The 20536-nt window shown below is 56.7% G+C and carries 13 protein-coding genes; 8 read left to right on the top strand and 5 right to left on the bottom strand.

What is annotated here, in order from left to right:
- Positions 1–10 precede the first annotated feature (10 nt).
- Together BRX37_RS23770 and BRX37_RS23765 are read right to left on the bottom strand one after the other, a co-directional pair.
- Positions 11–376: a hypothetical protein gene (locus BRX37_RS23770; protein ID WP_125989806.1), complete on the bottom strand. Its 366-nt coding sequence runs from the start codon at positions 374–376 to the stop codon at positions 11–13.
- On the bottom strand, positions 373–906 hold the full coding sequence (locus BRX37_RS23765; protein ID WP_125989804.1) for a hypothetical protein: 534 nt from the start codon (positions 904–906) through the stop codon (positions 373–375). The genes BRX37_RS23770 and BRX37_RS23765 overlap by 4 nt, the downstream gene beginning before the upstream one ends.
- 354 nt (positions 907–1260) lie before the next feature.
- On the opposite strand from BRX37_RS23765, the gene BRX37_RS23760 reads away from it, so the two are divergent.
- The 3 genes from BRX37_RS23760 (at position 1261) to BRX37_RS23750 (ending at position 8558) form a co-directional block, all read left to right on the top strand.
- Complete coding sequence (locus BRX37_RS23760) at positions 1261–2190, top strand: hypothetical protein (protein WP_125989802.1); 930 nt, start codon at positions 1261–1263, stop codon at positions 2188–2190.
- Positions 2191–2305: 115 nt separating this feature from the next.
- Positions 2306–7021, top strand: a complete 4716-nt coding sequence (locus BRX37_RS23755; protein WP_234792404.1) for a DUF3320 domain-containing protein — start codon at positions 2306–2308, stop codon at positions 7019–7021.
- 193 nt (positions 7022–7214) lie between these two features.
- Positions 7215–8558 (top strand): anti-phage deoxyguanosine triphosphatase, encoded by a 1344-nt coding sequence (locus BRX37_RS23750; RefSeq protein WP_206434216.1) that lies wholly within the window; start codon positions 7215–7217, stop codon positions 8556–8558.
- 285 nt (positions 8559–8843) lie between these two features.
- Here BRX37_RS23750 and BRX37_RS23745 read toward each other — a convergent pair whose 3' ends face one another.
- From BRX37_RS23745 to BRX37_RS23735, 3 genes are all read right to left on the bottom strand, one after another.
- Positions 8844–9440 carry a hypothetical protein gene (locus BRX37_RS23745; protein WP_125989800.1) on the bottom strand — a complete coding sequence of 199 codons (597 nt, stop codon included), beginning with the start codon at positions 9438–9440 and terminating at the stop codon, positions 8844–8846.
- A 133-nt stretch (positions 9441–9573) separates the two neighbouring features.
- The gene (locus BRX37_RS27480; RefSeq protein WP_234792401.1) at positions 9574–9789 is read right to left on the bottom strand and encodes a hypothetical protein; all 216 of its coding nucleotides are present in this window, start codon (positions 9787–9789) and stop codon (positions 9574–9576) included.
- A 127-nt stretch (positions 9790–9916) separates the two neighbouring features.
- On the bottom strand, positions 9917–10165 hold the full coding sequence (locus BRX37_RS23735) for a hypothetical protein (RefSeq protein WP_125989798.1): 249 nt from the start codon (positions 10163–10165) through the stop codon (positions 9917–9919).
- A 307-nt stretch (positions 10166–10472) separates the two neighbouring features.
- Between BRX37_RS23735 and BRX37_RS23730 the strand changes: the two genes are divergently transcribed.
- The 5 genes from BRX37_RS23730 to BRX37_RS23710 all read left to right on the top strand — a co-directional run bounded on the left by BRX37_RS23730 (position 10473) and on the right by BRX37_RS23710 (position 19891).
- A complete protein-coding gene (locus BRX37_RS23730; RefSeq protein ID WP_081331723.1) occupies positions 10473–11513 on the top strand; it encodes a helix-turn-helix transcriptional regulator in 1041 nt (346 codons plus the stop codon).
- A 64-nt stretch (positions 11514–11577) separates the two neighbouring features.
- A complete protein-coding gene (locus BRX37_RS23725; protein ID WP_125989796.1) occupies positions 11578–13053 on the top strand; it encodes a DUF2779 domain-containing protein in 1476 nt (491 codons plus the stop codon).
- Between the two features lie 79 nt (positions 13054–13132).
- Entirely contained in the window at positions 13133–14365 is a 1233-nt protein-coding gene (locus BRX37_RS23720; protein ID WP_125989794.1) for an exonuclease SbcCD subunit D, read from the top strand.
- The gene (locus BRX37_RS23715; protein WP_125989792.1) at positions 14365–18072 is read left to right on the top strand and encodes an AAA family ATPase; all 3708 of its coding nucleotides are present in this window, start codon (positions 14365–14367) and stop codon (positions 18070–18072) included. Before BRX37_RS23720 ends, BRX37_RS23715 begins: the two co-directional genes overlap by 1 nt.
- A 112-nt stretch (positions 18073–18184) precedes the next feature.
- Complete coding sequence (locus BRX37_RS23710) at positions 18185–19891, top strand: DUF262 domain-containing protein (protein ID WP_202902496.1); 1707 nt, start codon at positions 18185–18187, stop codon at positions 19889–19891.
- Positions 19892–20536: the final 645 nt, after the last annotated feature.

The following is a 20536-nucleotide window of genomic DNA, read 5'->3' as shown; positions in this document are numbered from 1 at the left end:
GCAGCGGCGCCTACTCGTCCGAGATGTTCCCCGGCTTCATGTAAACCGTGACCACCGGCGGCCTTTCTGGCTTGGAAAAGCCATCGCCGTGGGCCGGACAGAGGGTGGCAACGATGTGATTGCGCATCAGCATTTCACCCGGCTCGCCGCATCGTTGGCAGGTAACCTTGGACTGCTCTTCGGCTGCGGCGATAAAGGGTCGAGCTTCGGAAACCCTGGGCTCGAGATGAACCCGGAGCGATCCGAATTTCTCCTTCGCCTCGTCCACGCAGACTGTGATGCCGTTCGCCGCGAGATCAGACAGGAGGTCGCGGTAGAGCTGCGCCCAGCCAACTGGGAGGTTGTCCAGCCATCGGAGATTGTCGTTCCCGCTCATGCGTAATGCCCTCCGATGGTCAGTTCCCAATGGCGCCGGGCGGTCCAGAAACCGAGCCTTTCCGCTTCTGCCGTTGACCAGGGCAGAGTTGGCAGCGGACAAATGCCGCTCTGACCGACAATGAATGCCCGCATCTCGTCGCCGCTCTCCGGATTTGTGACCAAGTGGATCGGTCCGCCGGGTTCCTGAAGCCACAGCCGGAGGCCCGTGATGATCTGAAGCTCACCATCGCGGCGCAGCAAGAGCGTGATATAGTTGCTGGCCTGCTTCCCCGAGCTATGGCTCGGCTCGACCAAGAGAAGATCGGCCCGGCATTCGGCAACGGCCTTGATGAGGGCGGCGAGCGAGAGCTTCTTTTGCCAATACGCCATCACGACGTTGGCGCGGTCGGCATATTCGAAGTCCGCCAGCACGGACGGCATTATCGATGTGCAAGGCACAGGCGTCCAGCCGACCATCCCGGCGAATGCGCGAGCGGCATCTTTCGCAAGCGCATTGCGCTTGCGGTCTTCTTCACTGACATAGATCATTTGAGGTGGGTTCTTTCTCCCCACCCTGCGGCGGCTGCAGCCGTCAGGGTGAGGATGAGATTTTCATTTCAATAATTGCAGCCACCCGCTGCTCTTCAAGCTCTTACTTTTTGGGCCGACATTGACCAACCCCATCCTGATGGCCCGAATACCAGCAATATACGAAAGTTGTTGAGGCTGGCGATGGAAATTTATTAACTTTTTTGCTGCATCGAACAATGGTAATTTATGAATTATTACACCCACATCAGATCTTATATCGCAAAAAATAATCTCAAAATTTTATGAATTTCTGCGTGAACAACACCAACAGACAGATATAACCATCCAACAATTCATTAAGGAAAAATAATAGTGCCAATAAAATCTTTTATTGCCCAACAAGAGCGCCCATGCAGGTTCATCCTCCGCGATCGGCGCGGCGACATTATTGACTGCGCAACTGCAACAATTGATTTGCCCGGCAAACTGACGGTAATATCCGAGCGGGACGGCTCATCCTACACGAGTTTTTCGGCTTGGAGAGGCTCGCGCACCCCCTACGCCAACACCTACGACATGATCGCTACGGAAGACGGATTGTTGCTCCGCACGATCGTTAACGAGGGAGTGACACACTCAGAAAGTGAGGAAGCCGATCCAACCCCTGCTGAAACAGCAGCCAACAGTTTGGCCGACCGCTTCCGCTACCGCCTGTACCATGGCCACGCTCCCGTCGAATATCTCGACTATATGAAGCGGACACTCCAGCATGATCTCCAGCGCTACGACGACCTCGTAGGTAATTGGACAAAGGTAGCCAAACGAGCCCTGAGCGAAGCAGTCAAAGCACAAATCCGCTTTCAATACGGCCTCCGTTGGGCCGATAAGAATATGGAATGCCTTTACCGCGAGCATGGTTGTGCGGGGGCAGTTGACCGAGGTGAGGAAACCGCCATGGATCACGTTATTCCCGTTTCCGAACTGGCAGCCGCCGTGCTGGACGAAGGGAGAAGCTTTGACCATCGGTTCTCCACTCTCGTTCGCGCATGGCTATGCCCCGTCGCGCACATCACCAAGGAATCCCATGCTCGATTGACCAATGGTAGCCACCCTGATCACGGCCGCCCGTTCCATCGATATGCGCTCGCACAGGTGGTTGCGAATGATCATGACGGGCAAGATGTCGAGACGCTGACGCTTGATGAGCATTTCCACAATTTGCGCAAAATCGAATGGGTAGCGCCGATTATAGAGCGCCACATCGACCCATATGGATGGGAAGGCCTAAAGATCGCCAACTAGAGATCAAGTGGCAGGTCGGTTTCGAATGAGAAACGACATTTACCCCGCCCCTAATTTCAAATTAAGGATGTGGAATCAATGATGCCGCTTCTCACCTTTAAACTTCCCAGGTGCTATGACCGACCTGCTCACTGACCCGCGCGCTACATCCAGCTCCGATCCAATCCGCAGCCGCTCTATACAGCGGTTGTTCGATGATACCCGCAAGCGGCTAGTGGAGACGGGCACCCGCAACCGGCTCATCCATGTGAATCGGACGAATACACGCGGCAACGTTCTGAACATCGTCAATGAACGATCCGATGATATTTATTCGATTCTATCGACTGGCAAAGCAATGCGTTTCCGTGCCAACGGGCACGACCAACGCGATGCGGATGAGATCGTTCTAGCAGACGAAATTGACGGCGATGTTGGCGAAGGCCGGCACAAAGACAATCTGTTGGAAACGCGGCTGGGGCCAGACGCTCTTGCCAAGCGCCTCCTGAAAATTGCTCGAGAAGCGAAAACCGCTGAAGAAGAACAGGGCATCAACATCCTCTATCTAGCCCTGGGCTTTGCGACCTGGTTCGAGGATAAGGAGTCGGGCGTAGCGCGCGAAGCACCATTGGTATTATTGCCCGTTGAGCTCGTGCGCGATCCGCGCCGTTCGACATATGATCTGCGGGTTCGCCCCGACGACATGATGACCAACCTGCCTCTGCAGCAGCGCTGGCAAGAGGATTTCGGCATTCGGCTACCTGAAATCGACAATGAGTTGGGTGACTGGCACCCCAGTGACTATCATGCCCAAGTTGAGGCGATCGTTGCCGAGCGACCGGGCTGGAAAGTGAATCGAGATGCCATCCAACTCGGCTTTTTCTCATTCTCAAAGTTGCTGATGTATCGAGATTTGGCGCTCAATGCATGGCCGGAGAACGCTCTAGAAACGCACGAGTTGACGCAAGGCTTGCTTCACGAAGGATTTGCGCATGAGCCGCCGTTGTTCGGCCCAGACGATCGGCTCGATGCCATCCTGCCGCCCGACAAACTGTTCCATGTTGTCGATGCTGATGCGAGCCAGGCAAAGGTCATCGAGGAAGTCCGGGCAGGACGTAATTTGGTCGTGCAAGGTCCTCCTGGGACCGGTAAGAGTCAGACCATCACCAACATCATCGCTGCAGCGGCTAAGGAGGGGAAGACCGTCCTGTTTGTTGCCGAGAAAATGGCGGCCCTATCGGTGGTGCATGATCGGCTAGTGAAAGTCGGCCTGCGAGATCTGATCCTTGAGCTCCACTCCAAAACAGCAAACAAAAAAGCTGTGCTCGGCGAACTGGCTCGGACCCTAAGCGCCGGACAAGCAACACCAGCTATGCCACCAAAACCGGAGGCCCTTCGCACCGTCCGTGACAGGCTAAATGCTCTCGCCGATGCTTTACACGCTCCAATCGGAGAAAGTGGAGAATCGCCCTTCACTGTTCTCGGTCGTCAGGCTCGCTATCTAGGCATGGGAGCCCCCATGCCCACACTCGCAGCGCCGACTGTGGCTGCCATGTCTCGCGATGAGGAAGCGACGGCATGCGACCTTATAGCCCGCTACGGCACTTTACTCGCCACTGCTGGTCCCCAAAACGCCCATCCATTCTTTGGGGTTGGCACAATTGACCTCCAACCGGTAGCTGTTGCGCGCCTGGGACAAGACTTAGTTGCAGCAAGCGATAGGTCGAACAGGTTAAGGGCTGCACTCGACGCACCGATGTCAGCCGCCGGATTAGACGATGCGCGCGCGATCAGCATCGCCCCCTCCTTACGCGACCTTTTAGAGCGACTAGATGGCTTCAACGCTTCAGATGCAGCCTTAGCGCAACGGCTTCTCACAACACCCGAAACAGCCCGCTTGATCGACGGGCTAAACATAGCTGCAGCTTGGCGCACCGCGCAAGACAATGCCAGCGCTGACTTCATCGAAGCCGCATTCGGCACTGACCCCACGCATCTTCGCGGCCCTCTGGTTTCTGGCACGAGCTCGTTCTTCGCCCGCTGGGGCGGGGCTTATCGAAATGCGTCTCGTGCGCTCGCCGGTCTATTACGAGGCCCGATACCCAAGACGGCCGATGAGCGGCTGGCTCTCGTTGACCTTCTTGTAGACATCCAGTCCCTTCGCAAAAGGTGGGGCGATGATGAGTCGTGGCTGTCCACTACTCTTGGCGATGATTGGCGTGGGGAACGAACTGATTTTCCACGAGCGGCCAGGGTCGCTGAATGGTGCGCTCGAGCTGCTGGAGCGGCTATCACTCTTCAGCCAGATCGCCTTGTTGCGGTCGCTAGCGACCAGCCCGCGAGAGCGCGCTACACAGCTGACCTTGATGCCATATTTTCCGAATCTCGAGATCGGATCGCGACCACGATCGGCGCGCTCGACCTCGACGAACGACGCTTCGGCAAGCCCCATCCAGATGTGGATCTCATGGTCGTGTCGGGCGTGTTCGATAGCATGGCAGCAGCCATCGACCGGTATGCAGAATGGGCTGCACTATGTCAGGCACGAGCGGCGCTCGATGCATCCGGTTTAGCAGAGCTGGCGGACCGCATGGCTAGCGGATCGCTAGATGGCAGCGCGGCCTCGATTGAATTGAAGTTTGCCCGCGCGGAGCAGCTGTGGAATGCTGCTTTGGCGACCAATCCTGCGCTAAAAGAGGTCGCATCGCTTGACCGACATGCGTTGGTGGATGATTTCATCCAGCTCGAGCGCTCTCGCCTAAAGGAGAATGTCACCTCCATTCTCGCTGACCACCTCGCGCAACTGCCGCAGGGTGCGCAGGGAGAAATGAAAGTGATCCGAGGTGAGATCGGCAAGAAGCAGCAGCATATGGCGCTGCGCAAGCTGTTCCTTAGCGCACCTGTTGCGATCCAACGGATCAAGCCCGTGCTGCTTATGAGCCCTATTTCGGTTGCGCAGTTCCTTACACCTGGGCTGGTCAGCTTCGACCTCTTGGTCATTGACGAGGCCAGTCAGGTGCGCCCAGAGGATGCGCTCGGCGCCATTGCTCGTTCGCGGCAAATCGTTGTGGTCGGCGATAAGAAGCAGCTGCCGCCATCCTCCTTCTTCGACCGCCTCTTGGCTGACGGTGATGGCGAAGCCGACAGCTTGGACGAGGAAGAAGAAACCAGCGAGGATCTTCTCGGGAACGCAGCGTCACTGGGATCGTCGGAGAGCATACTAACGCTGTGCGAAGCGCGCGGCCTGCCGGGCCGCATGTTGCAGTGGCACTATCGCTCTCGTGATCCTTCCTTGATGCGCGTCTCCAACTCCGAGTTCTATGATGGAGGGTTGGTACTCCCTCCTTCTCCTTTAGAGAAGGACGCGGCCTACGGCTTGATCTTCACTCAGGTCGCGGGGGTTTACGACAGGGGTGGCCGGCGAGACAATCGGATCGAGGGCGACGCTCTGGTCGCACGCGTACGAGAACATGCACGGCGCACGCCAGATCTGTCCCTTGGAATCGTAACGTTCAGCCACGCGCAGAAAAATACAATCACAGAACTGCTTGAGTTGGCACGACGCGATGATAGCGAACTTGACTCGTTCCTTCGGGAAGGCCGCGCCGAAGATCTGTTCGTGAAAAACATTGAAAACGTCCAGGGTGACGAACGCGATGTGATCCTGATCACCGTCGGATACGGCCCGACGCAGGCCGGCGGTATCATGGTGGGCGCAAGCTTTGGCCCTGTGAATGGCGAAGGTGGTGAGCGACGGCTCAATGTGCTTTTCACCCGAGCTCGGCTGCGGTGCGAGGTTTTTGCATCTTTTGACCCGGGACAACTCGACGTCAGCCGCGCCAGCCAGCCTGGGCCTCGTATCCTCAAGCGCTTTCTGGAATATGCCAAGTCCGGTACGATTGAGCAGCCCACACTTACCGGCGAAGTGCCCGACACGCCTTTTGAAGAAGATGTCGCAGAGGTAATTCGCAGCCTCGGCTATCTTGCAGACCCACAGGTCGGCTCGGCTGGTTTTCGCATCGATATCGGTGTACGGCACCCTGAACGCCCTGGCAGCTATTTGCTTGCTGTCGAGTGTGATGGCGCAACCTATCACTCCGCGCTCTGGGCCCGCGAGCGGGACCGTCTACGCCAAGATGTTCTTGAGCATCTCGGTTGGCGTTTCCACCGAATCTGGAGCACAGACTGGTTCTACGATCGGCATCGGCAAGTCGAACGGCTCCGTGCAGCACTCGAGGCTGCTCGCCTAGTGAACCAGGATGAGTTGATAATTGCCGGAGCCAACGGTGGACGCCCTCAAGCTGAACAGACCAATCTGCCTGACCGGGGCGAACTGCCGGAGGTGGTTGCGCGCGTGATGCCCGCATATGTTCGGGCACAGCCTTGGGCTGCTACCGCTATCGAACCGCATGAAGCTCCAACGCCGTTCCTGGTTCCACTGGTGCAGGAGATTGTGGCGGTCGAAGGACCTGTTCATGTTGATGAGATCGCGCGCAGAATCGCTTCTGCCTTTGGCAAGAAAAGCAGCGGAAAACGAATTCTAGCAGCCACACATCAGGCACTTGTTTCTGCAAAGCGGAAGGACGCGGACCTTCACAATGACCATGAGAGCTTCTGGTTTACCGCAGAGCAAGCCGCCGAGCCTCCAGTGCGGGATCGGTCAGCCGAGAGTGGCGCCACCTTCAAGGCGGAAGCCCTTTCTCTGCTGGAGGTACGCGCAGCAATCCGACTAGCGCGGGAGGACAATCCGGGTGGAGAGAATCCTGATCTAATCCGGGCCGCTGCGCGATTAATGGGCTTCAGTCGGGTTGGCCCAGACCTCCAAGCGCGCATTGGTGAAGGATTGGATTGAACTCCGTCAATCCAATCTTCGTGATGAGGCTCGTCGATCGAACAGGACGCTGCGTGCGTTTGTGACGAGGGTATGCCGTCTTGCATATTAAATTGGCCGTTCCCTCGACCGGTCTCTCTGAAAATTCTTGAAACCTTTCCGACGGCATAATCAACGTGTTACCACACAAATATCTCGCTGAGCAGATGGGGGTATGATGCACTGGCTCGACCGAAGAACACCGGAGTCGCGAAAATCTTTTGATGCGCGGACTGCAGGTGATGTCGACTATGGCCGCGTGGTTCACTCCGCATCTTTCCGGCGATTGCAGGGCAAGACCCAAATTCTCAATTTAGGCGATAGCGATTTTTACCGTACCCGGCTGACGCACTCCTTGGAAGTGGCGCAGATCGCTGGCGGCTTGATCAAGCAACTCGCACACAATTTTCCTGGCCATCCCGCGCTGGTTCACCTGCCAGAACACGCTCTAATCCAAGCCATTGCCTGCACCCACGATCTGGGGCATCCTCCATTTGGCCATGGCGGCGAAGTGGCTCTCAATTACTGCATGAGAGATTATGGCGGTTTCGAAGGGAATGGCCAGACGCTCCGAATCCTGTCGAAACTGGAGAAATTCTCAGAATTGGCCGGTTCGAACTTAACGCGCGAAACGCTATTGGGCGTTCTAAAATACCCTGTTGCTTTTAGCCAGGTGGCTAACCCCAATGTCCGACCTAGGATGCTTTCCGACACCAGTGGCACGCCACTGCTAGACCGCACTGCAGCTGAGCCCCCAAAATGCTTCTTTGATTGCGAAGAAGACGTCGTAGACTGGATCCTCTCCCCGCTTTCCAATAGTGATCAGGATGCCTTTCGGAAGTTTGATCTCCGGCCGGGGAAGCATGCAAAAGCGCGCCACAAGGCGTTCGCCTGCTCGATCATGGACCTTGCGGACGATATCAGTTTTGGCATCCATGACCTAGAAGATGCGCTAGCCCTGAAGCTAGTTGATCAGCAGCAGTTTCATAAACATGTGGCTGCATCGGCGTGTCAGGGCCTGCTCGACTATCTGAACAGCCAATATCGCGGCCAATATGGCAATGATGTGTATGGCGGTCTGCTCAAACGCCTGTTTGGAGACGGCAACGACCGCAAGCATCAGATCAACCGGATTCTCAATTTTGTCATTCCGAGCATTCTTATTGAAGAAGAAGCCGAGTTTGAGGAGCCAAGGCTCAGGTACCGAGTCACGGTCCCCGAACCAGTGGCGGACTTCTTGGCTGCCGTGACGAAGCTGGTTTACGAAGAGGTGATCTGCAGCCCGAGCGTTCAGCATCTGGAGTTCAAAGGGCAAATGATGGTGATCGCCGTTTTTGAGGTGATAAAATCCGAACCGAAACGCTTCCTTCCGGGCGACATTCTCGCCAAATTCAGCGGATCAGCCGAACCTATGAGGGTAATCTCTGACTATGTTTCAGGCATGACCGATGCCCATCTCCTCCGGACCTACGAGCGCCTCTTTGCGCCGCGGATGGGGTCAGTGTTCGACAAGCTCTGAAACTCGACAAATGAGAAACGAATTACGCGCCTCGAGATTTACGGCCTTTTTTGACGCATAGAAATTTAGCAGACTCCTATAAAAACAGGGAGCAAGTGTGTGCCGGAGCGGAAGAGTAACCTTTTAGCCTGGGTGGGAAAGGGCATCGTCCTCGTACTGATGATGCGGCCAATCCATATCCGCGAGAGAGATATCTGCACGCGTTTTCGAACCGCTCGATCACGATCATGAAAATGGCTGATCATCTGAGCCGCGATCGCCATATTATCGGCGCGGCTGTCGCCACTACAACGCGTCGCGGGAGGTCCTGCTTGCGATATGAGTGCGAACAATGTTCCAGCTATTACGCAATTGCCGGCGACGACTATCGATTTCCTCCTGCGCGCGCTGCGCGATCCGTTCAAGGTCAACCACTAGCTCATCGGCGAGGCAGCGTCGCTCTGATGGGGCGGCGTCCTTTATCAGTGCCGCTGCGGTCGACACGGCTTCCGGAACCGTGCGGGAGATGAATGTGGAGCAGTCAACGACGCTCCATTCGACCGCATCCTCGACTGCCAACTCCAGCACCCGGCTACAACTACGCCGAGCTAAAGAAAGGCGCTTCGCGTATTCAGGCGCAAGTTCTCCGGCGATTTTCCACGCTTCAGCGACACGTGGATCCGCCTCGGGCTCGATTGGGTCCTCAACTACAGCAGAGGATATTGCCTGTTCCTCCTCCACCGCCGGCGGCTGACGATCCGCAAATCCCTCACGGCGTCCGAATTTTCTGTGACTCAGGACGAACACCAGAATCGCGACGCCAGATACGGCAATTCCGAACCATTCACCCACAAGAGAGATGGGGAGAACAAAGAAGGCAATAAGGCCAGCCAACACCGCCATCAATGCGGCTCCCGCAACATTTACGAGTATAGAAGCAACATTGATTAGGCCTTGAAGGGCCTTGTGCAGCACCTTCCCCAGGATCCATAGTAGGAGGACAATAAGGAACAAAATGAGTACGATGAAAATTAGCCTACCCAACTTTCAAGTTCCCAACAAATTCCGATACAACCATTCGCGCCCTCTTATTTCTGGAGCGATTAAACTCTAAATCGTCGATAATTCGGCGCGCATAGGCATATTGAATTTCAGACGCGTCGATACCGACTAGGCGAACATGTTCTCCATCCAAACGGATGATATCGCCATCCACAAAAGTGACAGCGGCCAGTAAGAAAATTCCGATCATCCAAAGTTCCGTTCAGCGATGCCCTCGATCGTCCAACAGTCTTCGAACTTGCCGGGACCATTTGCGGCAGACCACCCACTCGAGGTTGGGGGCCCGTTTGCAGGCAGGTGCTTAATTCGAGCGAAGATTACTGACCTGATTTAATGTTCTTGGCAAACACGGATATTGCGCCGCCAATCAGCAGGCCTGCCCCGACGGTGACGAACGGAACGACCGCAGCGATCGCGGCACCGGCCGCGGCACCGGTGATGGCCGTGCGCCCCATCTCGGTAGCCCAAGCCTTCTTCACTCCATCGACCGTCTTCTCGCCGATTTTCTGACCGATCTTTGCTGCGTTCGTTCCCGCCTCTTTCAGCACATCTCGTTCAATCTTCATGCCAATTCTCCCTTGTTACCTTCACCACCCTATCGTGACAGCTGGGCCAAGATAGTTCGGTCTCGTGGAGACCTTAAGAAAGTAAACCCTTCCACATCTGTCAGATTCGGTCGCAATAGGTCCGACCAACTTCAAACTGTCACCACTGATAGAATACAAAAGGATATGATGGAACGAAGATGCTCTCGTAATCTCTATCGCAACAGTTCGAGCCACCGCTGAAAATCGCAAACATCAAGTTGGTGCATTAAGCTCTTGAAAAAGCGACGACCGCAGTCGTAGTTGGACGTGAATGGCGGAGCTCAGCATGACCGATCGTATGGCCAAATTGGATCGATTGTTGGCACTCGTCCATGCACTTTCGGAATCATCCGAAGGCCTCACTCTTGATGAAATGGCTGAAACACTGGGCGTCAATAGAAGGACCGCCGAGCGTATGCGCGACATTATCGCGAGGCATTTCGACTTGGAGGAAGTGTCAGAAGATCGACGGAAGCGCTTTTTCATCAGAGACAGCCTTCGACGCGTTTATACCCGGCCTACAGCTGCTGAAGTTGCAGCACTCCAAGCCGAGGTCGATGGACGACGAGGGGCTGGCCAGACGGTACGTGGCGACCAACTTGCAAGCCTCCTTTCGAAAGTGAAAGGCGCGTTTGACGACCGAGAGAAACGCCGTATCGACCCTGATCTGGAAGCCCTCACACGGCTCCAGCGGACGATGGTCACTGCCGGCCCCGTCGCAACGGTGCCACCTGAGACTGTCGCGATCGTCCAAGCTGCGATATTGTCGGGTTGCTGCATCGAGTTCAGCTACGCGGCTGTTCAGCAGCAAGAACCGCGTTGGCGACGTGTGATACCCTTCGGCATTGTACACGGCCCCCTATCCTACTTGGTCGGGAAAATGCCCGATAGGGAGAACGATCCGGTCTACTACCGCCTTGATAGGATGGTTGAACCACGCCTCAGCGAGAAGCTCGGCTGTGCTCCAGATGACTGGGACATAGATGCCTGGCTTGCCGACAGTTTTGCCGTTTGGCGCGACGAGAAGCAGGATGTCGTGCTTCGCGTCCACGCATCCGCGGCAGCACGAGCCCACGAATGGAGGTTTCACCGCTATCAACAGATAGAAGCTCTCGAAAATGGAGACCTTCTCATCCGCTTCACCAGCGGGGGCATGCGGGAATTGGCCGAGCATCTATTCACTTGGGGCAATGAACTCGTCATTGAGCAGCCCACCGCTTTGATCGAATTAATGCGCCAGCGCATCATAGCAGCTTTGACGATGCTGCCAGAGCAAACAACGCAACCTGAAACGACCACTTTTGTCGCGCATTCGATGCAGGACTGATCATGATGATTTTCTCTTCGAACTCTTTTCTGATCCTTACCAATCTCTCAGCGAGTGTCGCGGCATGAATGCCTCCCCCCGTCCGCATGGACTATCCAAGTCCAAGATCACCTACTTCGAACAGTGTCCAAAGCGATTGTGGCTATCGGTTCATCGCGCTGATCTCGCCGAAATTGATGAAGGCGCAGAAGCGCGCTTCGCAACCGGGCATGAGGTTGGTGCCGCCGCATGTTCACTCCTTCCGGGCGGAATAATGGTCGAGGCTGAGCCCGATCTTTCCACCGCTCTCGCCACAACGAAGGCTTTGCTAGAAGGCGGTCACCAGGATCCGATCTTCGAAGCGACGTTTCAGCATGATGGCGTTCTGGTGAGAGTCGACATTCTCGAGCCAAACGGTATCGGTGGCTGGCACATGGCCGAGGTCAAAAGTTCGACCAAGCCCAAGGATTATCACGTAAATGACCTAGCCACTCAGGTCTGGGTAGCCCGTGAAGCCGGTGTGTCAATCGACAGCGCGGCGATCCGGCATCTGGATGGCGATTTCGTTCTTGCAAGCGATGCCTCTCTCGAGGGGCTCTTTTCCGACAGCGACCTAACTTCCAACATCAAAGACCGGGTCGAAACACGGGCCGAGGTGGTGGCGGCTGCGCGTGAAACGCTCGCTGGTACAGAACCCGACATTCTCCCTGGATCCCATTGTAACGGCCTTCAATGTAATTTCGCGACATATTGCGAGGAAGCTCTTCCACCTGGTCCAGAATGGCCTGTGACGGTGCTTCCCTACGGCGGGGGCAATCATTGGCTGAAGAAGGGGATCGCGAATCTTTTAGACGTCGACCCGGCGATGCTGACGAACCCAACCCACCAACGGGTTTATCAAGCCACTGTAACAGGGGAACCCAATCACGACGTTGAGGGCGCGAGATTTGCTATGGCTGATTGGTCCTTCCCTCGAACGTGGTTGGACTTTGAGACGATCGCATTCGCCATTCCGCGTTGGATCGGCACTCGTCCATATCAACAGGTTCCCTTCCAATTTTCCGCTCATATCGAAGCGGAAGACGGGAACCTCCAACACCATGAATTTCTGAGCCTAGATGGCATGGACCCGCGAAGGGCTTGTGCCGAAGCGCTGGTAACGATGATCCCCAATTCAGGTGCGGTAGTCACGTACAACGAAAAATTCGAAAAGGCGCGCCTTCGCGAGCTTTCTGAATTTTTCCCTGATTTAGCAGATGATCTCAATTCAATCATCGACCGGGTTGTCGATCTTTTGCCGGTCACTCGCGCCAACTGGTATCATCGCGACCAGAGAGGCAGTTGGTCAATCAAGGCCGTGCTGCCGACTATCGCTCCAGATCTCGATTATTCACAGCTCGAGGTCAAAGACGGTGGTAACGCCCAAGCCGCATATTTGGAGGCCATCTCTCCTGATACGACGGATGACCGCCGGACCGCCCTCGATAAGGCACTACGAGCTTATTGTGAGCGAGACACACAAGCGATGATCGTACTCGCCAAGCACCTGACTCAAAGCTGATATCGCTGCTCGGGCAGCGCTAACTAGGCCGTCGCCCAGCCACGTCCATTTCTGTCGTCCCTTCCGTGAAGCTTAAGCTATGACCAAATCAAGACCCGCCTTCCGTCTCATCCATAGCTCTGACTGGCACATCGGGCATGAGCTGTTCAGCCATGATCGGGAGGCGGAGCATGAAGCGTTTCTGTCTTGGCTTCTCGGGCGCCTAGTAGCCGAAGAAGCGGATCTGCTGCTCGTCACGGGCGACATATACGACGTGGCGAACCCGCCAGTGTCAGCCATGGCACGACTTTATGCATTCCTTCGAGATGCGACGACGCGCTGCCCCAATCTGCAGATCGTCATCATCGGCGGGAATCACGACAGTGCGGCGCGTATCAATCTGCCCGCCGCACTTCTGGGCCCCGGACGGATCCACCTTATCGGCTCTCTTCCCCGTACCAACGGCGCACCAGATTTCGAGACGATGTTGGTACCACTGAACGATAGGGCGGGCACCATCGTGGCGTGGTTGGCAGCTGTGCCCTACTGCCGACCAGGCGACATGGGACCGGGCGGTCTTCCAGAATTATATGACAATGTTCTAACTGTAGGGGCCGAACGCGCGAACGGACTGCCTCTCATAGTGACAGGCCACCTCCACGTCGCGGAAGGGGATGTCTCTGAACATTCAGAGCGCCGGATCACCATCGGCGGTGAAGAAGCGCAGGCCACTGCCCTATTTGACGACCGAGCGGCCTATATCGCGCTCGGCCATCTTCATCGTCCGCAGACGATCAAGGGCGACACTCTGATACGCTATGCGGGATCGCCGTTTCCACTGTCCGCAACCGAGCGCCTGTACCGCCATTCGATCAGCGTAGTCGACCTTGCTGCGGACGGCGCAACCGCCCGCGACGAGGAAATCCCGCGCGTTGTTCCATTTCTCACGGTTCCCGCCGCTGGTCCCAAGCCGATCGGCGAGGTCGAGATCGCGATCCAGGAACTGGACTTCGATCCGCAGCTTCCTCGCGGGCTGCATCCCTTCGTGGAAATTTCGGTGCTCGTCGACGGCCCTGAGCCAAACCTGCAAGCTCGAGTCATGGCAGCCCTCGACGGCAAGCCTTTGCGACTGACACGGATCACGCGCGTCTCGGCTCGCGAGGCTACCAACCAATCCATAGCCGAACGCGAAGTCGATCTTGCCGAACTCCTCCCCGAGGCTGTCTTCGCAGAGCTATTCGAACGCGCCCATGGCAGCGAGCCGCCAGAGGATTTGAGCCAAGCATTCCAAGCCCTGCTCATTGAAACACAAATGTCGAGGGAGGACGTCTGATGCGCGTGCTCGCAATCCGCGGTCGTAATCTGGCTAGCCTGAACGGCGATTTCGAGGTCGATTTTGAGGCCGAACCCTTGAGCGACGCCGGCATTTTCGCCATCACCGGCCCCACGGGCGCCGGAAAATCCACCCTGCTCGACGCCATGTGCCTTGCATTGTTCGATGCCGTGCCGCGCCTCGGCGCCGCACCGGCCCGCGCCAGGATTGAGACGGTCCAAGGTGACGAGTTGTCGGCGGGCGACCCCAGGGCTGTCCTTCGGCATGGCTGCGGTGAGGGCTTTGCTGAACTGGACTTCGTAGGTCGCGACGGCGAACGTTACCGTGCACGCTGGACCGTCCAGCGAGCTCGTCAGAAGACCGATGGCCGCATGCAGGCGACCCGGCACAGTCTTACTCGCCTTGGTGATGGCGAGATTCTTGGTGGGACCAAAACTGAAACGCTGGCGGAGATACACCGCCTGGTCGGTTTGTCAGCCGAGCAGTTTCGACGAGCCGTCCTCCTGGCACAGGGGGATTTCGAAGCCTTCATCAAGGCAGATGATAACGAACGAGCGCAGCTGCTCGAACGGCTGACCGGTTCGCATATTTATGCGAGCCTCGGCCGCGCAGCTCATGAAAAGGCAGCAACACTCCGGGCCCAGCAACAGGCGATTATGGGGCGAATCGAAGCTCAAAATGGCCTCGACGACGAAGCTCGTCGGACCGCTGAAGAGCAACAAAGCGCCGCGAAAGATGCAGCCGATCGAACTTCAGCCACGCTTGGAGAACTTTCCAAAGCTGTTGGCTGGGAAACCGAGCGCGCGATCTTGGCCGACAAGGTCACAGCATGCGAGTCAGCCGCTGCGACCGCAAACGCTGCCCGAGAGGAAGCCATCCCTCGGCACGAAGCTTTACGCCTTCGTAAAGCCGCGTTTGCCCTTGCAGGAGATTGGACTGCCATCCAGGAGGCGGCGACGCTAGCTCACAAAGCTGAGCAAAATGCCGTCCTGCGACAAGGTGAACTGGATCAGGCACGCGAACGCGCGACCCAGACGGCGGCCGACGAGAGCCAGGCGATAGCGAGTGTCCAGGTCGAAACAGACCGGGTTGCGGTGCAATCTCCCGAGATAGAGGAAGCGCGCACACTCGACCGTAAACTTTCCGAAACGCGGGCATCGCTCGACGGTATTTCAGACACCCGCGCTACGCGCGCGCAGGCTCTATCTGAATGCCAGAAGGTTGAGCAGGTTGCCGGCAGTTCCTGGTCTAAGGCCATCGCAACCCGCGACGATCATGCATCTTGGCTTGCGCAGAACGCCGGCTTTGCCAGTTTGGCAACGCAGCAGACCGAACTTGCAGCAGAGCTCGTTGAGATCGCAGCCGTGAATCTCAAGCTGTCCCAACTTTCAGGTAGCGTGGACGGAGCGGAAGCCTCCAAAATCGCCGCCAACATTTCATGGGAGGCCGCGAAGGCAGCTGAAGAGAGAACAGCCGCCGCTGCCACATCGGCTCGTAACATACTGGACGAAGCCAAGGCTTCCGCACCATCCGAAGTTGAATTCTCCGTGGTTCTCGAAAAGCGGGATCGCCTGGGGGCCCTTTCGCCTCTTCTGGTGGACTGGAAGCATCATGAAGCACAGGTAGGGGCATGCCGTGATCTTTTGGCCCGTCTGCGGAGCAATTTCGGTGAGGCTAAAGTTGAGCGCGAGGACCTCGTCACCCGACACTCAGAGGTAAACTCCAGCCTTCCCATTCTGCGGGCGCAACTGCAGGAGGCACGCCGTGCCGGCGAGCTAGCCGAAGCGGCTTCTGGCGAAGCAGCAATGCAACTTCGCGCGACATTGGAGGAAGGGCAGGCCTGCCCGGTTTGCGGCGCCACCGAACATGCGTTGAGCGCGCTCGATTCACTCTTGGGGATGCAGCTTCGAGAGCAACGGGACCGCATCGCCGATCTTGAGGCATCAAGCACTTCCGAGACCGCTGAAGAGGCCGCGCTGGCCGCCCGCATTCAATCCACCGACAAATCGATTAACGGTCTGGAGCTCGACATAGAAAGCCAAGCTACCGCAATGGCGGTGGCCAATGAAAAGGCTCAGGCCGCTTTTGCTGTATTGTCTGAGAAATGTAGCCTGACGGGCCTTGATCCTGCCGAGCCAGACTTCGAAATCACTCTGGAAAGCGCACTCGCCACGCTTGATGGTCAGCGATCCACCATGACCGAGGCTAGGACGGCGGTTACCATCGCCCAGGTCGCCGATGAAAAGGCCCGGAGCGATTGGGAGGAAAGTCGCAGAGCCTCCGGCGTCGCCGCTCAGACCTTGCGCGATATCGAGCAGGAATTGAGCAGCCTTCTGGAACGCAAATCGCACATTACCGAGACCCGGGATCGCCTCGCAAAATCAATTGATGTGAGATTTAGCGGCACCGCAGATTGGCGGCAGCTGGCTGACCCCATAGGCTGGCTTGATGAACAAGCCGGCGCCTGGCGCACGTATTTTGCAGATCATTCTAAGATCGTCGAGGCCATTCCTGGCTTGGAGAGAGCGGTCGCCGACGCGCGTGCGGAGACCGCAGCGGCCATGGTCCGTTTCGACGAAATCGAGTCCCAGGCCAAAGCCTGGGAGCAAGAGCAGATACTGGTAACGAACGCTCGGAGCCGCCTACTTGGCGGCGACACCGTCGAGTCCGTCGTTGCCCAAAACGAAGCCGTGCTGTCGCAGTCTCGCCAGGCATTGGAAACTGCCCAAACGGCCGCGGCTCTCGGTCGCGAAAATCAGGCGGCTTCAGCGGCTCGCAAAGAGGCTGCCGATCAGGAAGCCAAACGCGTCGTCCAAGGTCATCTCGATCGCCAAGGTCGATTCCACGCGCGACTGGCTGAGCTTGCCATCGAGGAAGAGGCTGTCGCCGACGCAGCACGGGAAGGACAGACAGCAATCGACGGGGAGGTTGAAGCGCTTGCCGCAATCGACCGAGCCTTCAATAATGCGGCTGCCGTATTGGCGCAGCGACAGGAGGACCTGATCCGCCACGATCAAACCGATCCACCTGCCCTTTCTGGCGACGCCCTAGCTCAGGCGGTCAGCGAAGCCAAGCAAGCTGACGAGACCGCCCAGAAAGCGCTCCAAGATGCCCAGTTCGTCCTGCGGCGGGACGATGAGGTACGGACACAGACCTCCAAGCTTCGTGCCGAGCTGGAACGCGAACGCGCAGCGGCGCGGGTGTGGCTCGCCCTTGATGAACTTATCGGCGACGCGACTGGCGCCCGATTCCGTCGTTTCGCCCAAGGGCTGACCCTCGATCGGCTGCTTGCGCACGCAAATTCGAGGCTTACGGATCTCAAGCCCCGCTATGAACTCCAACGCGCTCCTAGTGGCGACATGCTTATCCAGGTCATCGACCATGACATGGCTGGCGAAATTCGCGGTGTGCATAACCTTTCAGGTGGAGAACGCTTCCTGATCAGCCTGGCCTTGGCGCTCGGACTTGCCGAGATGTCCACCGGCCGTGGCCTCAAGATCGAAAGCCTGTTCATCGATGAGGGATTTGGCGCATTGGATGGAGCCAGCCTTGGTCAAGCCCTGTCGGTCCTGGAGCATCTTCATGCGACCGGCCGCCGGGTAGGCGTCATCAGCCATGTAGAAGAGATCAAGGAACGAATCCCCGTAAAGATTGAGGTGACACCAGTCGCTCGTGGCCGCAGCGAACTATCGGTGATCAGTGCGTAGAGTGCCGCCCAATCGCTGAGGACATTTAAGTGCGATGCATTCCAAGGTGACGTTTAGGCAGGCAAATGATTGAAAATATGCGATTCCAAACTTAATGACAGCGCCTTGTACGGTGCTCCACCAAACAGAAATTTTCAAAGAAAGCATTCGCCCAATGCAGCTAAACCCGCAACATGTGACAATCGATGAATTGCTGAGCGGAAGGCTGTTCAGGATACCGGATTATCAACGCGCATATTCATGGCAAGCCAAGCAGCGTGTGGACCTATTTAATGATATTGAAGAAGTCGCGCAGTCCGGCTTTGACCATTTCATGGCAACAGTGGTGGGGCTTGGACGAGAATCCTGCAACATCGGGTCTAAACGGTATAAAATCGTGGATCTGGTTGACGGGCAACAGCGTATAACTACCATCGTCATTCTATTAAAGGCGATCGAGCAAGCCCTGGACAATGAACACACCGAACGTGATAAGCGCGATTTGGGTGAATTGCTCATTAAGGATGACGAACATTCTGTCGTCCTACTGCAGACCAATCACGACAGCAGCGACGTGTTCCTTCAGTATGTGCGGACGGGCCGCGCCGCGGATACACAGGCCCCAACCGCATCAGATCAAAACGTCATAGATGCCATCGCAGAGTGCGAGGCTTTCGTCGCGAACTGGGTAGAAAGTCGGCCGCTGGTGGAGCTCCTCTCTACCATCAGGAACAAGCTCTCTCTGATCTACCACGAAATCGCGGACGAAGCTGTAGTCTACCGCGTGTTTGAGGTTCTCAATAGCCGTGGCCTCGACGTGAAGTGGGTAGACAAAACAAAAAGCCGACTCATGGCTCTGATCTACGAACACGTGCCTGATAGCGTGCGTCAGGAGGGCTTGCATGAGATGCATACTATTTGGAAAGACGTTTATCGCACGTTAGGGTTGGACTTACGCCTCGGGGATGAAGCGCTTGCATTCGCTGGCACATGGAAACTTCCTACATCGCCGCGACGGGTGCTCAGCGAAGAAGACGCGTCTATCGAAATCGCTAACGCCGCGGGCGACACCATTCGTACGATCATGGACGCCGCTCGGTGGTTGCGCCGTGTTGTCAACAAGGTTGTCTCATTGGATAATGACCGGCGCCGTTCGGCCGTCGCCCGCGTCAGGCAGGCCCGTTTCGTAGCCGTCGCCATTCTTTTGCGTGGCTTTGAGGAAGAAACCGAACGAGATCTGCTCGCAGCTTGGGAACGCGTCACTTTTCGGATCTACACGCTAGGGGGGGCAGACACGCGAAAGCGTGTCGGAGAATATGTCGAGCTTGGATATGAGATCATCAACGCGGTACTCGAGCCTACTGCGATTAAGCAGCGACTGTTAGACATCGGCCATGGTTATTCGATCGACGAGGTGATCGACGAAGATGGCAGCACCTGGGAAGAGTGGTATGGCGGCTGGTCAGCCGAAGTGCGCTATCTACTATTCCGTTACGAAGAGCACCTAGCCAAGGAAAAGGGCGAGCATGTCGATCCTCTGGCGTGGGAGAAGATTTGGGCAGCCGATCCTGCGAAATCGATTGAGCATATAACGCCGCGGAGTAGTAAGGAGCCATGGGTGCATCACCTCGGCAATCTTACAATGCTCCCCCCGAGAACGAATTCAAAACTCAGTGACAAGCCTCCTGCCGAGAAGGCTGCTACCTATGTCGAAGGAGGCGTTAAGGCGACAGCGGCAGTGGGCCGCGAGCTTTTGCAGGGCATTGTGTGGGATGAAGAAGCTGCGAAGCGCAGAGCTGCTGATATTGAGAAATTCGTCCGCGTTGAATGGGGCGAGTAAACCGCTGAGTGATGTCGGCGTTCGCTTTGGATGTACCGACAGCGATGTCGGGATTCGTGGGTTCGGTCACTCAGACCTGTGTCGGGAAGCAAACAGAGTGTGTTGCCTCCCGAAGCACCTAGGTGTTCAGTGTCGTCATCCGCAGCTCGCCACGATCATCGTGAACGCCCTGATCGTTGGGCAGCCCAGGCCAGCTGAAGGTCGATGTCAGAGGCAACCTCCTTCTCGGGCTCAGCGTTCTGCTGGATCGGTAGGCGTGCAGACGCTGATCGCTCCACAACGGCTTTGTTCGTATTTGATCGGCAGACGGGCACTTCGAGAAACACCGCCTCCTCAGCCTTGATGACTGATTTTTCAGGCGCGTTTTGTGCCATGAAAGCTCTGTAGCTCAGCAACCGGGGGAGTCGGAGCTTGCCCATCTCCGCCCGATGCCCGTCATCCAATGCTTTGAGCTGAGGCAAGCGTACGTATTTCGTGAAGGCAACACTGTACGATCGCCGTTGCGATGGAGGGAGACGGTAACCGTCCGATTGTTACCGCGGTGGTTGGGCCTTGAAGCGAGTGGCGAGTTCGGGATCGTCCAGGAAGTCGTCGAGAAAGCTGTGCCAGGTCTGGGTGGTGCGGCGTGCTTCTCGAAGCATATCT

Source organism: Sphingomonas sp. S-NIH.Pt3_0716 (assembly GCF_003950715.1).
GTDB classification, from domain to species: Bacteria; Pseudomonadota; Alphaproteobacteria; order Sphingomonadales; family Sphingomonadaceae; genus Sphingobium; species Sphingobium yanoikuyae_A.
Note: the sequence above shows the minus strand (reverse complement) of the source record. Positions and strands in the feature narration are given on the sequence as shown.

Coding starts and splice junctions, on each gene's coding strand:
- BRX37_RS23770 (WP_125989806.1), bottom strand. CDS start 376: ATGAGCGGGAACGACAATCTCCGATGGCTGGACAACCTCCCAGTTGGC.
- BRX37_RS23765 (WP_125989804.1), bottom strand. CDS start 906: ATGATCTATGTCAGTGAAGAAGACCGCAAGCGCAATGCGCTTGCGAAA.
- BRX37_RS23755 (WP_234792404.1), top strand. CDS start 2,306: ATGACCGACCTGCTCACTGACCCGCGCGCTACATCCAGCTCCGATCCA.
- BRX37_RS23750 (WP_206434216.1), top strand. CDS start 7,215: ATGATGCACTGGCTCGACCGAAGAACACCGGAGTCGCGAAAATCTTTT.
- BRX37_RS23745 (WP_125989800.1), bottom strand. CDS start 9,440: ATGGCGGTGTTGGCTGGCCTTATTGCCTTCTTTGTTCTCCCCATCTCT.
- BRX37_RS27480 (WP_234792401.1), bottom strand. CDS start 9,789: ATGATCGGAATTTTCTTACTGGCCGCTGTCACTTTTGTGGATGGCGAT.
- BRX37_RS23735 (WP_125989798.1), bottom strand. CDS start 10,165: ATGAAGATTGAACGAGATGTGCTGAAAGAGGCGGGAACGAACGCAGCA.
- BRX37_RS23730 (WP_081331723.1), top strand. CDS start 10,473: ATGACCGATCGTATGGCCAAATTGGATCGATTGTTGGCACTCGTCCAT.
- BRX37_RS23725 (WP_125989796.1), top strand. CDS start 11,578: ATGAATGCCTCCCCCCGTCCGCATGGACTATCCAAGTCCAAGATCACC.
- BRX37_RS23720 (WP_125989794.1), top strand. CDS start 13,133: ATGACCAAATCAAGACCCGCCTTCCGTCTCATCCATAGCTCTGACTGG.
- BRX37_RS23715 (WP_125989792.1), top strand. CDS start 14,365: ATGCGCGTGCTCGCAATCCGCGGTCGTAATCTGGCTAGCCTGAACGGC.